The following is a 12,360-nucleotide window of genomic DNA, read 5'->3' on the forward strand; positions in this document are numbered from 1 at the left end:
TTTCGTTAATTATAGCACAAGTTCTATAATTATCTACGATTTTGGGTGCCGCTGCCAGGCATCATGTTGTTAGAGTTGGAACTACCCACTGTAGTGACGATATCGCTAATGGTAAAATCTTGATATTTGGTGCCGTTGAGATAGATTGTATAAGTTTCTCCCAGTTTGAAATAACCACTACCAATAGATAAATGATTGAAAACTTTAGCGGAGGTATGTTCAACAATAGTTTCGGCGTTACTGTTTTTGATCTCAATTTTTGTATTGGCGCTCTGTGAAGATGAGAGATAGACACTGATGTTATAGATGCTCGATGTAGTGCCCAAAGTTTCGGCCATTCCGCTGGAACCCACCGCGATTACTTCGCCACCATTCATTACGATGCCGATGCCAGAGTCAAGCGCACCGTTACCGTTATTGGTTGGGCCATCAACTACGACTTTGCCGCCGTTGAAATAAATATAACCATTGCTATCTATGCCGTCACCACTGGCATTAACATAAACATTACCGCCATTGATAGTGAGTTCGCAGCTAGCATCGCCGGCCATAGGGTTGCTGGTAGAATTATCTGAGCTACCGCCGGCATTGATTCCATCGTCGGAGGAAGTGACGGAGATTTCGCCACTATTAATGATAATTTTTTGCGCTTCTAGGCCCTCATAGCTTTTAGTAATATTGATTTTGCCATCTTGAATCAGTAAACTGCGGATGGCGTGGATGCCATCATCGCCTGAAGCGATAGAAATATCGCCATTTTCGATTAAAATAAAACCTTTTCCGGCATCAGTATCGTTAGTAGATTTAATGGAATCACCTTTAGACACTATATTGAATGTCCCGTCTACAATATAGACAGAGTCTTTGCCGCGGATACCGTCATCAATAGCATCAATATCATAAGTACCTCCATTAAATTTAAGGTCGTCTTTTCCCACAATGCCGTCTTGATAGTTTGCGACTATTTTGGCCGCACCTTCTCCTTCAATGGTAAGGTCAGCTTTGGAGTAAATTACGCCGTTGACATCTTCATCTAAATCAGCCGAGTAGGCGGAACCGTCTTCCAAATAATTTTCGCCGACTAGTTCGATTACTAAATCGTTACCCGAAATGCAGCTAACAGCTGGGCCAGAAGAATTTTTAATTGAAACGTTATCTAATATTAATTTTACTACGCCTTCGTTCCCGGCATCAATCGAAATACCGCCATCTTCCAATGAACCAGTGATGTGATAAATGCCAGAACTTGTGATGGTTAGACTTTCAGAAAGTTCAATATTAGTGGTAGAATAACGTTCCCAATTGATTTTGAGGTCGCCATTGTCGATATCTAATGAACTAGTGCTGGTAGACGTATTATTGTCGTGGTTTAGATTTACTATGACTGCTGTTGTTAGGACGGCAACTACCAATAAGCCAGCTAAGAGCCATTTTTTATCAAATTTAAATCCGGAAGTTTTTTTAGGTTCGGTACGAGGCGAGCCATTGTTGGGAACTTCTCCCCAGAAAGAGCTGTTGTTCTTTTCTTCGGCCATTTATATCTCCTCTTCCATGCAAGGGTGAGAGAGCAGAACTTTGAGATTACAATTTTTGATACGAATTTCATCGAGGAACTCTTTTTCTTTGACGCCGCCTTTCATGGTGATATCATAAGTGAGTTTATACAGGCTGCCCATATTCATAGTTTTCATGCGAGTGAGTTCAGCGCGAGAAGTATACTTTTGAAAAATTTCATCAAAAACTTCTTCATAGTCTAAATCTTCAGGCACGACGATCTTCAGCACACGTTGTTTTTTGTTGGGCTCCAGGAAATGAGTGTAAGAAAAGATAAGGATGGCGATTACCGCAATTACGGTAATGACTACGGCAAATAGAATATGACCCATGCCGCAGGCTAGCCCCACCATCATTGCGAAAAATACACTAAGCAGATCTTTGGCTTGCCCTTGAATGGAGCGAAAGCGAATTAATGAAAACGCACCTAGGATAGCAATAGACGTGCCAAGATTCCCATTAATCATAATCATTACGGCCATTACGAGTAACGGTAAAGTGGCAAGGGTAGTAAGAAAACCTTTAGTAGTTTGAGAAGTCTTCATGTGGGTAATGGCAATTACTATGCCTAGCACTAGCGCCACAGCAGCGCAGATTAGGCCTGTGGTAATACTAAGCCCAGTAGTAGTTGAATCGAATACACTATTAAACATTTTTTTCCTTTCTTAATTTTTCGTATACTTTACCAATTTTTGAGAATTGTTGCGGATAGATCTTAGCTTCCGACATGAGTTGTACTAACCAAAGTGGAATAACCCCGTGAGCTTTCACCTCCATAATAATGTTACGTTTATCCTTAAAATAAATTTTATCACGCTTTCCTTTAATAAAACTTAAATTTTGGTTGCGATATTTAAGATTTTCATCAAAAGTAATACGGAGCTCGTCGTCACCCTTGTAACTTTCACGACTATAGGTAATTAAAATCTTTGGTTTGAGACTAAAATGTCCTATTAGATAATCTACTTCTCGAGCGATTTGAAAATCATTGCTATTTTCAATCGAACGCATGGAAAGTTCAGCGAGAGTAGTTTTGCCGCTGGTGAGTTCGGAAAAGTCCTTATGGGTAGCCATGACGCGACGTTTGTACCCGACATTAGCGTCTTGGCCCTTGATTTTGGTTTTGATTTCCAGAAAAACACGGTCATACCCGCCATAACTACGAGCACGCAGTTTTTCTTTAAACTCCGGGTGGTCAATAGACTGAATAATCAAATCGTAGTTATCGTTGTCAAAGTAGAGATTCAAAACTTCAGACTTATGATAGCTGTCAGGTTTCATATATTTACGGATGACCTTCAAAAACTTTTTCTTTTCGGTAGCAGTAATGAGATACTTTTTTTCGATCCGGTCAAATACTTTGGTTTCCATGTGTATTATTATATTATGTGAAGCTTAAAAAGTTATTAAAATTTATTCAGGTATCTGCGTTTATTTTAAGTTTCGTTTAATTTAAGTATATTATAATGGCAGTATGAGAATATTGTACGTAGAAGATGAAAAATTTTTGGCTGAGGCCGTGATACATCTTTTGAAAAAAGAAAAAATCGCAGTAGACTGGGCGGCGGATGGCGAAGAAGGGTTAGACTTGGCGTTAAAGCCAAATTACGACGCCATAGTGTTGGATATCATGCTGCCAAAGATATCGGGTTTAGAGATATTGAAAACTATCCGTGAACGGGGAGTTAAGACACCAGTGATTATGCTTTCGGCTTTGAATGAGGTGGAAGATAAGATTAAGGGGCTAGATCTTGGCGCGGATGATTATTTAGCGAAGCCGTTCAAAACTTCAGAATTAATTGCTAGATTGAATGCCTTGACGCGACGGCCGCCACTAGTAGATGCTAAGGTGATTAGTTACGAAGACTTAAAGTTTGACCTTACTAACCGCACTCTAAATAGTATAGAGTTGACCGACAAAGAGGCCGGAATTTTTGAAATGTTGATTAAGGTACCGGGGTCGGCCGTAACGAAAGAGCAAATTCTGGCACACGTGTGGGGAAGCGAAGCAGAGTTTGATGAAAACTATGTAGAGGTATATATGAGTTATCTGCGGAAGAAGTTGAAGGCTCTTAAATCGCGCGCACAAATCAAGACTATTAGAAATTTGGGGTATAAGTTAACCAATGTTTAGAAAGCTACGTAATCGATTAATTTTCATTAATTTAAGTATCACTTCGTTGGTGATTCTGGTGGTGTTTGCGTCCATCTATGTAATATCTACTCATTCGGCAAACCATCGGCCACCGATGCCAGAAAATTCAACAAATTATTCCGGCGAGGTGGAGGAGCTGATCGAGGATCGCATCCAAAATGAAAAAAACATCGCAGCACGAGAGCTTTTAGTAATGCTAATTGTTTCAGGCATAGCAATAGATTTAATTGTGGCGTTCGTGTCATATTATTTAGCTGAAGAGGCGATTAAACCAGTGCGCGAAGCATATGAGGCACAAAAAGTATTTATCGCTAATGCATCGCACGAAATTAAGACGCCGCTAGCGGCAATTGCAGCGAATTTGGAAGCAGCAGATATTAAGGACAATAAATGGATCTCGAACGTAGAAAAGGAAACCGCAAAGCTGACGGAATTGAATGGGGAATTATTAAGCTTAGCGCGGACGGATTTGATAACGGACGTGTCAATGAAAGAAGTAGATTTGACGGAGTTAACAGAAAAATCTTTAGAGAGCATGAAGCCGCGAATGATAGGGATAAAGTTTGAAAAGGGCATTGTAGCTACTGGTAAAATAAAAATTAATGCAGCAGACTTTATTCAAATATTAGAAATTTTGGTGGACAATGCGATAAAATATTCTGACAAGCGAATTGATTTAACTTTAAATAGCCACGAATTAATTGTGGCAAATGATGGGGCCACAATTTCCGAAAAAGATTTACCACACATTTTTGAGAGGTTTTATCAAGCGGATAAAAGCGCCGAAGGTGTGGGGCTAGGATTATCCATTGCTAAAAGTTTAGCCGATAGGAATGGGTGGGGCTTAACCGTCGAGAATAGAGACAATAAGACAAAGTTCACGTTAAAATTTTAGCATAAGCAACAAAAATGCTGCGCCAAAAACGTGCTATAATTGAGCTAACATGCTAGAGGTTCGGGGAGTTACGAAGGTCTACAACACTGGTGGACTAAAGCACAAGGTACTAAATAATGTGAAGATTAACTTTCGCACCAGTGAATTTGCGGCAATTTTGGGCCCTTCTGGGTCTGGCAAGACCACCCTTTTAAATATTATTGGTGGTTTAGACCAATATACTAGTGGCGACCTAATCATCAACGAGAAAAGCACTAAAAAATTTAAGAACAAGGATTGGGATAGCTATCGTAATCATCGAATTGGTTTTGTATTCCAAAGCTACAATCTAATCCCGCACCAAACAGTACTAGCAAACGTACGATTGGCTTTAACTTTGTCTGGCATATCCAAGAAAGAATCTTTGCGACGCGCCAAGAAAGTGCTAAAAGAAGTAGGGCTACAAGAGCATATTCATAAGCTACCGGCACAACTGTCTGGTGGGCAAATGCAACGGGTGGCAATAGCGCGAGCCTTAGTGAACGACCCAGATATATTACTAGCCGACGAACCAACCGGTGCACTAGATTCAGAGACTAGCGTACAGATTATGGATCTTTTAAAAGAAATTGCCAAGGAGAAGCTAGTAATAATGGTGACGCACAATCCAGAACTAGCCGACGAATATGCTACGAGAATTATCAACTTGAAAGACGGAAAAATTACGGCGGATTCAGATCCGTATGATGGCAAAATTAAAACGGATTTGGATTTGATTGAATCAGAGAAAAAATCCAAGAAGACCAAAATGTCATTTTTCACGGCATTTGGGCTATCGATGCGGAATTTACTCACCAAAAAGGCACGCACTATATTGGTAGCGATTGCGGGGTCGATTGGGATTATTGGAATTGCACTGATTTCTGCGGTGTCTACTGGTTTCCAAAACTATATCGACAAGATAGAAGAAGACACACTGACCTCCTATCCGCTAGCCTTACAAAAAGAATCGGCGGACCTCACCGGGATATTGCTAAGCTTAACTAGTAGTAACTCTGGTGGCCAAAATGGCGACAAGCTGAAAGAAAACCAGATTTTAACGTCTACGCTAGGGACAGTGTCGAATAACGATTTGCCGAGCTTTGCAGAATATTTGGAGACGCACAAAGCGGAGATACAAGATGACATCCGCCTACTAGAATATGAATATAATGTGGACCCATTAATCTATACCGAAGATGCGACCGGCGCAGTGGCAAAGGTAAATCCTAGTACTTTGTTTACGTCACTAGTGGGAGAAACGTCGCTACTGAGGAACTATTCGTCGATGACTTCGGTGTTCCAACAAATAGAGTTGGAGAACTTGCAAAATGATACAGAACTGTTGGCAGGGCGATATCCGGAAAAATATAACGAGCTGATGGTAGTATTGAGTAGTAAGGGCGAGATTTCGGAACTTTTGACTTATTCATTAGGATTCCATGATACCAACGAGTTAAATAAAATCGTGTCAAAAATTATGAGCGGAGAAAATGCGGATATACATAACGAGCCGCTAGAATTAACCTATGATGATTTGATGGGCGTAGACCTCCGCTTGGTACCGGCGACGGAAACCTATAAATTTAACAGCAAATACGACGTGTACGAAGATATGGCTAGCAACAAAGACTATATGCGACAAATCTATAATGATTCAGAAAAGCTAAAAATTACCGGCGTGGCTGTAGTGAATTCGGAAATGTTGTCTTCCGGCAGTGGTGTGGCATATTTACCGAGTCTAGTAACGCATATTATTGAGAAAGCTAGCGAAACGGAGATTGTGAAAAAACAGCTGGCGAATCCGGAACTGGATATATTTTCCAATACGAAGTTTGGCGAAGAGGGGAATGATTTTGATTTTGGGTTCTCGGATTTGGTATCTATAGATGAGGCGGCCTTGTCGCAAGCGTTTGGGGTGAAGATAGACCAAAACGCGGTGAGCGCCAAAACACGCGAGTATATGAATGAAGTTTCGGGCGAAATCACCGACGGGATCAATAAAATGCCAGAAATTCGTAACACCCTAGAGAATAAGTTTACGACACTGACCGACGAGATGATTGATGAGTTGCTTGCAAAAATCAGTAGCGGCGAGATTGATATTGCAGATTTGATGAATCCAGAAACCGCTCCGGGGATTTTAATGGATTTTGTGGATGATTTTATGACTGAAAAAAGTTTGGCGGACCTGGAGGCAGCATACTCTCTGCCAGAGGAGAATCTTAAAAGCACCTATACTGGGCTCTTGAAAGGATATCTCGCAAGTTATCTGGAGGCCATGCTGGCGCACGAAACTATATCGGTGGCAGACTATTTAAATAAGGCGGAAGTTGCGACGGTGTTTGATAATTTGGCGGGGGCGGCCACTAATTTATCCTTGCAACAAGAAGTACTAACAAAAATTGGTGGCTTAACTGCATATCTGTCTAGTAGTTTTGCAGACGCCTTTTCTGTGGACCAAAATGCGATTATTGGCGCATTTAAGCTGAATTTTTCAGAAGACGAGTTGTCGCGCGTGGTTACGGCGATGTTCACAAAGACAAAGTCGACCTTGGCCACGAATTTATCCACTCTTGGCTACCAGGATTTGGACGACCCTACCGAAATGGCGTTTTATTTCTGGAGCTTTGATGGAAAAACGCATTTCATGGAATTTTTAGACGATTACAACGAGAAAATGCGTGCGCTAGGCATGGACGACAAGGTGATAGATTGTTCTGATACGACTGGGGTGTTAATGTCGTCGGTAAAAACGATTGTAGATGCGGTGAGCTATGTATTGATTGCGTTTGTTTCCATTTCTCTAGTGGTGTCGTCAATTATGATTGGGGTAATTACTTACATTTCGGTATATGAGCGCAAAAAGGAGATTGGCATTTTGCGCGCAATTGGAGCCAGCAAGCACAATATTTCGTCCATCTTTAATGCAGAGACGTTTATTATTGGGCTACTATCTGGATTATTTGGTGTGACAATTTCTTATCTTCTGATTCCGATTATCAATCTAGTGCTGCATCACTTCACGGGGGATATACCTTTAAGCGCAGCGCTAGACCCGAAAACAGCGTTATTCTTGGTGGCACTCAGCGTTGTTTTGACTTTGATTGGTGGGTTGATTCCGGCACGTTCGGCCAGTAAAAAAGATCCTGTAGAGGCACTCCGAAGCGAATAAATTTGAGGCGGAGAAAAGCGCAGCGGTAAAGCTGCGCTTTGGGTTTTGCTTTTAGGTAGTCTGGTTAGCTGAGTTCTCTAGTGAAAAACACGATTCCCACGTTGAAACTCATGTTTTCGTCATAATCGCCCACTTCCGCCAGAGCGTATGAATCTACCCAAGCCGAAACAAAGATTTCGACGTCTTCGCCCTTAAGAACATCACTTCTCTCGGACTTCAGAGGAAGCGGCGTAGTCTCGGTTTGGCGATACGCCACTGAGTCTATGTGGCTGAGATAGGAATAATGTCCGTTATCGTCGAGGTACTTGATTGTTATACCAAATTTCAGAGCTTCGGCAATTTTATCATTGCCTTGTACTGAGATCTTGTAGTAAACATTCTTGACATCGCCGTTCTCAGCAGACAAGACGAAACTCGGGGCGCTGAGCGGCTCCCTACCGTCTTCGTCGAGATAGACGCTGGGTCCATACCCGTAGTTACTAATAACGTTGGTAAGGATAGGGAAAACAGCTTCGTTGTAGGCGGCGACGCTACCGTCCTGGCCGAGGTTTTGGCCGGAGACCTTCAGGACAAGTTTTGGGTCATCGGGTTTAGACGCGGGTTGTTCGATACGTCCGCTGAAGAGGCTCATGCGAGCCTGCGATGAAATATAGACCGCCGCAGCAGCGACGATAATACTCATCGAGACTACCAGAGTGATGATCGGGATGATAGCGGATTTCTTTTTCATAAAGATGCACCTCTTGTAAGAATATTTTTTGAGTTTTGAAACTCACTCTATCTATTTTTGATTGATAAACAGGGTGAGTCGCAAAACTCTCATTTCTAATCATTACTAAAAGCAAAAGTTTAAGATACGTGCTCATTCTCACGAGCATGCTCTCATTATACCACACTTTTTAATATCTGTCAATAATAATTATGGTTTTCTACAAAAAATCTTGACAAAACGTCAAGAATATTTTATTGGCTGGGGCAAATTAAGCAGGCTTTAACAATCGACTAAATAAGTTTAGGTCCGAAAAGCATAAAACAAGTACTCTAGCTAATTTATGATATAATACTAACAAGTACGTATCATTATTATTTCCTTATCGCGATACGGAAATTAATCTTTATTCTCTAAATCTTGATAATCTATTAATAGTCAAAAAGGATTTTATGGATAAATCTCTTCATGGCTCGGGGCATGCACACCATCCACATCACAATGCATATAAAACCGAGAAAAATATATTTATAGCATTTCTTCTAAATGCAAGTTTTTCAATCTTTGAGTTCGTAGGCGGCATCATCACCGGAAGTATTGCTATTACTTCCGACGCAGTCCACGACCTTGGCGATGCCCTAAGTATTGGAATCGCATATGGTCTAGAACAAAAAAGCAGAAAAAGTCCGGACGAAAAACACACTTACGGCTATGCGAGATATTCATTAGTTGGCAGTATTATTACAACCATAATCCTACTTGTCGGCTCTGCATTTGTAATTTATGAAGCAACCAAGCGAATAATTAATCCTGTCGAGATAGACTATAATGGCATGGTTATTTTTGCGATTATTGGTCTAGTCGTAAATGGCATCGCAAGCTATGTTACGCGTGAGGGTGATTCATTAAACCAAAAATCAGTAAATCTCCATATGCTAGAAGACGTTCTAGGCTGGGCAGTGGTACTAATCGGCTCCATTGCGATGAAATTTACCGGAATAGCGATCATAGATCCGATCCTCACGCTAGGTGTCGCATCCTTTATCTTGGTTGAAGCCGCCAAAAACTTACGCGAAATAGTAGTGATATTTCTAGAAATTACACCAAAAAATCTAAACCTAGAGGAGGTCAAAACGGATATTAAACAAATTAAAGGCATTGTAGACATCCACCACATCCATGTTAGGAGCGCAGACGGCAACGAAAACCACGCCTCACTCCATGTTGTAGTTCAAAAATACGATAAAAAGATCAAGAACAGTGTGAAGAATGTTTTAAAAAAACATGGTATTTCGCACTCAGTGATAGAGATTGAGCAGACAGACGAGAAATGCGAAGAAAAGATCTGTAAATAAAAAGCCCCGAGGATTTATCAAACTCATGCTTGGCTGGGGCAAATTAAGCAAGCTTTAACCATCTACAAGGAAGACATCCGCAATCGACTAGAGGACTATAATCCAGAGAGCCAGACAATTACGTCATAAATGCCGTTTTGTCCGTTTTGCCGTTTTAACACTTACCCGATATATTAATGGGGATAAGTGGAGAAAAATTAAATTACTATGACGAATATTGAATGTGAGTTATGCGAAGTCGACGGTAAGCTAGAACTGAACGAAGATATAATGCCAGAATTGGACGACTAACCCCTCAGTTGCAACAAGTGCCTAAGCAGTTGGGCAGTTATGCCGCTACGATACCAATATTCAGCACCTTTATTGTCATCTCTCGCCAAAGCTGACGTCAAAAGGACGAGGGTGTTATTAAGGTCAAGCTTCTCGATTCCGTCTTTCGTTTTCTGCTCTAACCACTCTAAACCGTCAATCCAATAATCACTACCTGTAAAAAGACCGTTATCATACATAAATGGCAATATTTTTTTATCAATGTAAGAAGTTTGTCTGCGAAAAATTGAGGCGTGTTCTGCAATCTTATTCAGCTTAGCAAAACCTTTATCATCGAATTTATCAAACGATGATTTTGCCTCCTGTAAATAAACAGATTGTTGCGAATACTTAGGGATGTCATTTCTGCTCATTTCGTTCTCCTCGTTTTATTTCAATTATCCCGCTCTGCTTTGAAAAATAAATCCCCAAAACTGCTAGGCGAGCAAAAATTAAAATATGAAGAAACTAGTTTTGATGAAATACCTAAATGCGAAATATATACCAGAGTATCGCTCTATGCCTAAGATAGATGTACCCGACAACGAAGTCGATAATCGTACATCACTCATGGAAGTAGAGGCGGAAGAAATGCTCTATACAGGCGAAATGAAAGAGCTGCTCTGGATTAAAAGTCTAAATGAAGAAGAATACAAACAACTGATGAAAGACGAATCTGACGCGAGAACCAGGAAGTTAGATGAACTAGATAAAATGCTTAGCTAAGTATAATGTAAGCCTGAAGTCGAATTATGAAGGCTTTTTCTTATTTTTCTTCTTGGGGGCTTGCTCTTCCTTAACCTTACCAGTAATATTTCGAAGCCACTTAATAAATTCATATATTAGCCATCCGCCGAGCAATATGAATAACGGTGGAAACACACAACTTATACCAAATAAGATACACCCGATACAGATCTTCGCTTTACTTGTAGTCGAAGTGTTTTCCCATGCCTCTTTTTCCTGTTGCTTCTTGGCGACAGCGTCTGTCTGTTTTTGTTCGTAGACGGCGGGGTCGAGTTGCATACTACAACGATAAACCCAATCCCTATCGCGATGGATGCCATCTACAAGTCGGTACCCTTTCGCCATGTGTTCTTTTACTCTTTTTTGGAGTCTTCGTTCGGAGCTATCCGACAGACTGACAAATGGTTCGGAATAACCACCCATTTTTTCTAATCCATGAGATAGTGTATTGAGCGATCCTGTTATTATTCCCATAATCACTGCTCCTATCTATTATCCTTTGTCTTTTCAATGAAAACATCGCCGTCTGATGGATTATACCAACATTTCCAAACGCTTTTATCTTTATTCCACATAAGAATCTGATAGTAATTGCCTTCCTGCACAATGTTTGTAGAGGCATAATCGGTTAGATGAACTCCCGTCTTTTGACCGTATGCCCAACATGCGTCCGCTATGGTATCTATGGACGGTTTATCACTTGATTGATTTGAAGTTGAAGCAGACGTAGGTTCATTTTCCTCAGTCGCTTCAGTATTGGTCTTCTCATCATCTTGCCCGCTAACAGAGCCTTTATATTCGTTGCCAACATAACAGCTATCCAAAGTCTTTGCGTAGGCATTTGCGCCGTATTTTTTACAAGCACCATGTGCCTCTCGCCATGCTTTTTCTTCTTCCGTTTCCTCCTTTTGGGGTTCTTTCTTTTCGCATGCCACTCCACCATCTTTAAATTGGTATATATAATCATCTCCGAGCTGCTTGCAAGCATCTATATTCTTTTGCTGATTTGAAGTTATATGTGTCGTTTCAAAAGAAATTTTGTCGCCCTTATGCAAGCCATAGCCATTAGAAGTGTATCTATTATAATCATAGTCAATTTCTCCATTGGCTTTGTAAACGGTACTAACAAAAGTGACAGTCTGTTCATCCTGTGCATTTTTATCGTAATATCCATTCTGGTAAATATCATACAAAATACCTTTTTCTTCTGCTAAGCTGATAGCTTGATTAATAGTTAAACCAGTAAAATCGTCACGAGTTGCTACTGGTTTATTAGCGAAATATGCTATTGCAACAAACAGAATAATAAGAAATCCGACTATGCCGCCGACGGCAAACCTTTTATTTAGAGCTAATTGTTTGATGCTCTTGTGGGCACTTGGACCAGATTTTTTTGGTATGCTTTTCATATTTTACCTTTCTCCCCTACAACAAAATTAGCGA

Annotated in this window: 12 protein-coding genes; 5 read left to right on the forward strand and 7 right to left on the reverse strand. The window is 40.7% G+C overall.

Annotation, left to right across the window (positions count from 1 at the left end; translation table 11 throughout):
* Nucleotides 1–29: 29 nt before the first annotated feature.
* The 3 genes from G3RUM_RS02815 to G3RUM_RS02825 are packed head-to-tail and all read right to left on the reverse strand — an operon-like array spanning nt 30 to nt 2,925.
* Nucleotides 30–1,535, reverse strand: coding sequence for a carbohydrate-binding domain-containing protein (locus tag G3RUM_RS02815; protein ID WP_129735167.1), 1,506 nt, complete (start codon nt 1,533–1,535; stop codon nt 30–32).
* Complete coding sequence (locus G3RUM_RS02820) at nt 1,536–2,207, reverse strand: DUF4956 domain-containing protein (protein WP_129735169.1); 672 nt, start codon at nt 2,205–2,207, stop codon at nt 1,536–1,538. It abuts the gene before it with no gap.
* Nucleotides 2,200–2,925 carry a polyphosphate polymerase domain-containing protein gene (locus tag G3RUM_RS02825; RefSeq protein WP_129735171.1) on the reverse strand — a complete coding sequence of 242 codons (726 nt, stop codon included), beginning with the start codon at nt 2,923–2,925 and terminating at the stop codon, nt 2,200–2,202. The genes G3RUM_RS02820 and G3RUM_RS02825 overlap by 8 nt, the downstream gene beginning before the upstream one ends.
* A 103-nt stretch (nt 2,926–3,028) precedes the next feature.
* On the opposite strand from G3RUM_RS02825, the gene G3RUM_RS02830 reads away from it, so the two are divergent.
* The 3 genes from G3RUM_RS02830 to G3RUM_RS02840 are packed head-to-tail and all read left to right on the forward strand — an operon-like array spanning nt 3,029 to nt 7,797.
* Nucleotides 3,029–3,688: a response regulator transcription factor gene (locus tag G3RUM_RS02830; protein ID WP_129735173.1), complete on the forward strand. Its 660-nt coding sequence runs from the start codon at nt 3,029–3,031 to the stop codon at nt 3,686–3,688.
* Nucleotides 3,681–4,604: a sensor histidine kinase gene (locus G3RUM_RS02835; RefSeq protein WP_129735175.1), complete on the forward strand. Its 924-nt coding sequence runs from the start codon at nt 3,681–3,683 to the stop codon at nt 4,602–4,604. The genes G3RUM_RS02830 and G3RUM_RS02835 overlap by 8 nt, the downstream gene beginning before the upstream one ends.
* A 49-nt stretch (nt 4,605–4,653) precedes the next feature.
* Nucleotides 4,654–7,797 (forward strand): ABC transporter ATP-binding protein/permease, encoded by a 3,144-nt coding sequence (locus G3RUM_RS02840; protein ID WP_129735177.1) that lies wholly within the window; start codon nt 4,654–4,656, stop codon nt 7,795–7,797.
* A gap of 64 nt (nt 7,798–7,861) precedes the next feature.
* Here G3RUM_RS02840 and G3RUM_RS02845 read toward each other — a convergent pair whose 3' ends face one another.
* Nucleotides 7,862–8,527 carry a hypothetical protein gene (locus G3RUM_RS02845; RefSeq protein WP_129735179.1) on the reverse strand — a complete coding sequence of 222 codons (666 nt, stop codon included), beginning with the start codon at nt 8,525–8,527 and terminating at the stop codon, nt 7,862–7,864.
* A gap of 431 nt (nt 8,528–8,958) precedes the next feature.
* On the opposite strand from G3RUM_RS02845, the gene G3RUM_RS02850 reads away from it, so the two are divergent.
* On the forward strand, nt 8,959–9,861 hold the full coding sequence (locus tag G3RUM_RS02850; RefSeq protein ID WP_129735181.1) for a cation diffusion facilitator family transporter: 903 nt from the start codon (nt 8,959–8,961) through the stop codon (nt 9,859–9,861).
* Between the two features lie 287 nt (nt 9,862–10,148).
* On the opposite strand, the gene G3RUM_RS02855 is transcribed toward G3RUM_RS02850, so the two are convergent.
* Nucleotides 10,149–10,544 carry a hypothetical protein gene (locus G3RUM_RS02855; RefSeq protein ID WP_129735182.1) on the reverse strand — a complete coding sequence of 132 codons (396 nt, stop codon included), beginning with the start codon at nt 10,542–10,544 and terminating at the stop codon, nt 10,149–10,151.
* Between the two features lie 85 nt (nt 10,545–10,629).
* Between G3RUM_RS02855 and G3RUM_RS02860 the strand changes: the two genes are divergently transcribed.
* Nucleotides 10,630–10,896, forward strand: coding sequence for a hypothetical protein (locus G3RUM_RS02860; RefSeq protein WP_129735184.1), 267 nt, complete (start codon nt 10,630–10,632; stop codon nt 10,894–10,896).
* Between the two features lie 24 nt (nt 10,897–10,920).
* Here the strand turns inward: G3RUM_RS02860 and G3RUM_RS02865 are convergent, their stop codons facing one another.
* Together G3RUM_RS02865 and G3RUM_RS02870 are read right to left on the reverse strand one after the other, a co-directional pair.
* A complete protein-coding gene (locus G3RUM_RS02865; protein ID WP_129735186.1) occupies nt 10,921–11,262 on the reverse strand; it encodes a hypothetical protein in 342 nt (113 codons plus the stop codon).
* A 140-nt stretch (nt 11,263–11,402) separates the two neighbouring features.
* Nucleotides 11,403–12,326, reverse strand: a complete 924-nt coding sequence (locus tag G3RUM_RS02870) for a hypothetical protein (RefSeq protein WP_129735188.1) — start codon at nt 12,324–12,326, stop codon at nt 11,403–11,405.
* Nucleotides 12,327–12,360: the final 34 nt, after the last annotated feature.

The sequence above is a fragment of the Candidatus Nanosyncoccus alces genome, from assembly GCF_004138395.1.
Lineage (GTDB): Bacteria > Patescibacteriota > Saccharimonadia > Saccharimonadales > Saccharimonadaceae > Nanosyncoccus > Nanosyncoccus alces.

Bases quoted from the DNA above. Each gene is read 5' to 3' on its own strand.
- G3RUM_RS02830 (WP_129735173.1), top strand. From the start codon at position 3,029: ATGAGAATATTGTACGTAGAAGATGAAAAATTTTTGGCTGAGGCCGTG.
- G3RUM_RS02850 (WP_129735181.1), top strand. From the start codon at position 8,959: ATGGATAAATCTCTTCATGGCTCGGGGCATGCACACCATCCACATCAC.
- G3RUM_RS02815 (WP_129735167.1), bottom strand. From the start codon at position 1,535: ATGGCCGAAGAAAAGAACAACAGCTCTTTCTGGGGAGAAGTTCCCAAC.
- G3RUM_RS02865 (WP_129735186.1), bottom strand. From the start codon at position 11,262: ATGGCGAAAGGGTACCGACTTGTAGATGGCATCCATCGCGATAGGGAT.
- G3RUM_RS02820 (WP_129735169.1), bottom strand. From the start codon at position 2,207: ATGTTTAATAGTGTATTCGATTCAACTACTACTGGGCTTAGTATTACC.
- G3RUM_RS02825 (WP_129735171.1), bottom strand. From the start codon at position 2,925: ATGGAAACCAAAGTATTTGACCGGATCGAAAAAAAGTATCTCATTACT.
- G3RUM_RS02860 (WP_129735184.1), top strand. From the start codon at position 10,630: ATGAAGAAACTAGTTTTGATGAAATACCTAAATGCGAAATATATACCA.
- G3RUM_RS02845 (WP_129735179.1), bottom strand. From the start codon at position 8,527: ATGAAAAAGAAATCCGCTATCATCCCGATCATCACTCTGGTAGTCTCG.
- G3RUM_RS02870 (WP_129735188.1), bottom strand. From the start codon at position 12,326: ATGAAAAGCATACCAAAAAAATCTGGTCCAAGTGCCCACAAGAGCATC.
- G3RUM_RS02855 (WP_129735182.1), bottom strand. From the start codon at position 10,544: ATGAGCAGAAATGACATCCCTAAGTATTCGCAACAATCTGTTTATTTA.
- G3RUM_RS02835 (WP_129735175.1), top strand. From the start codon at position 3,681: ATGTTTAGAAAGCTACGTAATCGATTAATTTTCATTAATTTAAGTATC.
- G3RUM_RS02840 (WP_129735177.1), top strand. From the start codon at position 4,654: ATGCTAGAGGTTCGGGGAGTTACGAAGGTCTACAACACTGGTGGACTA.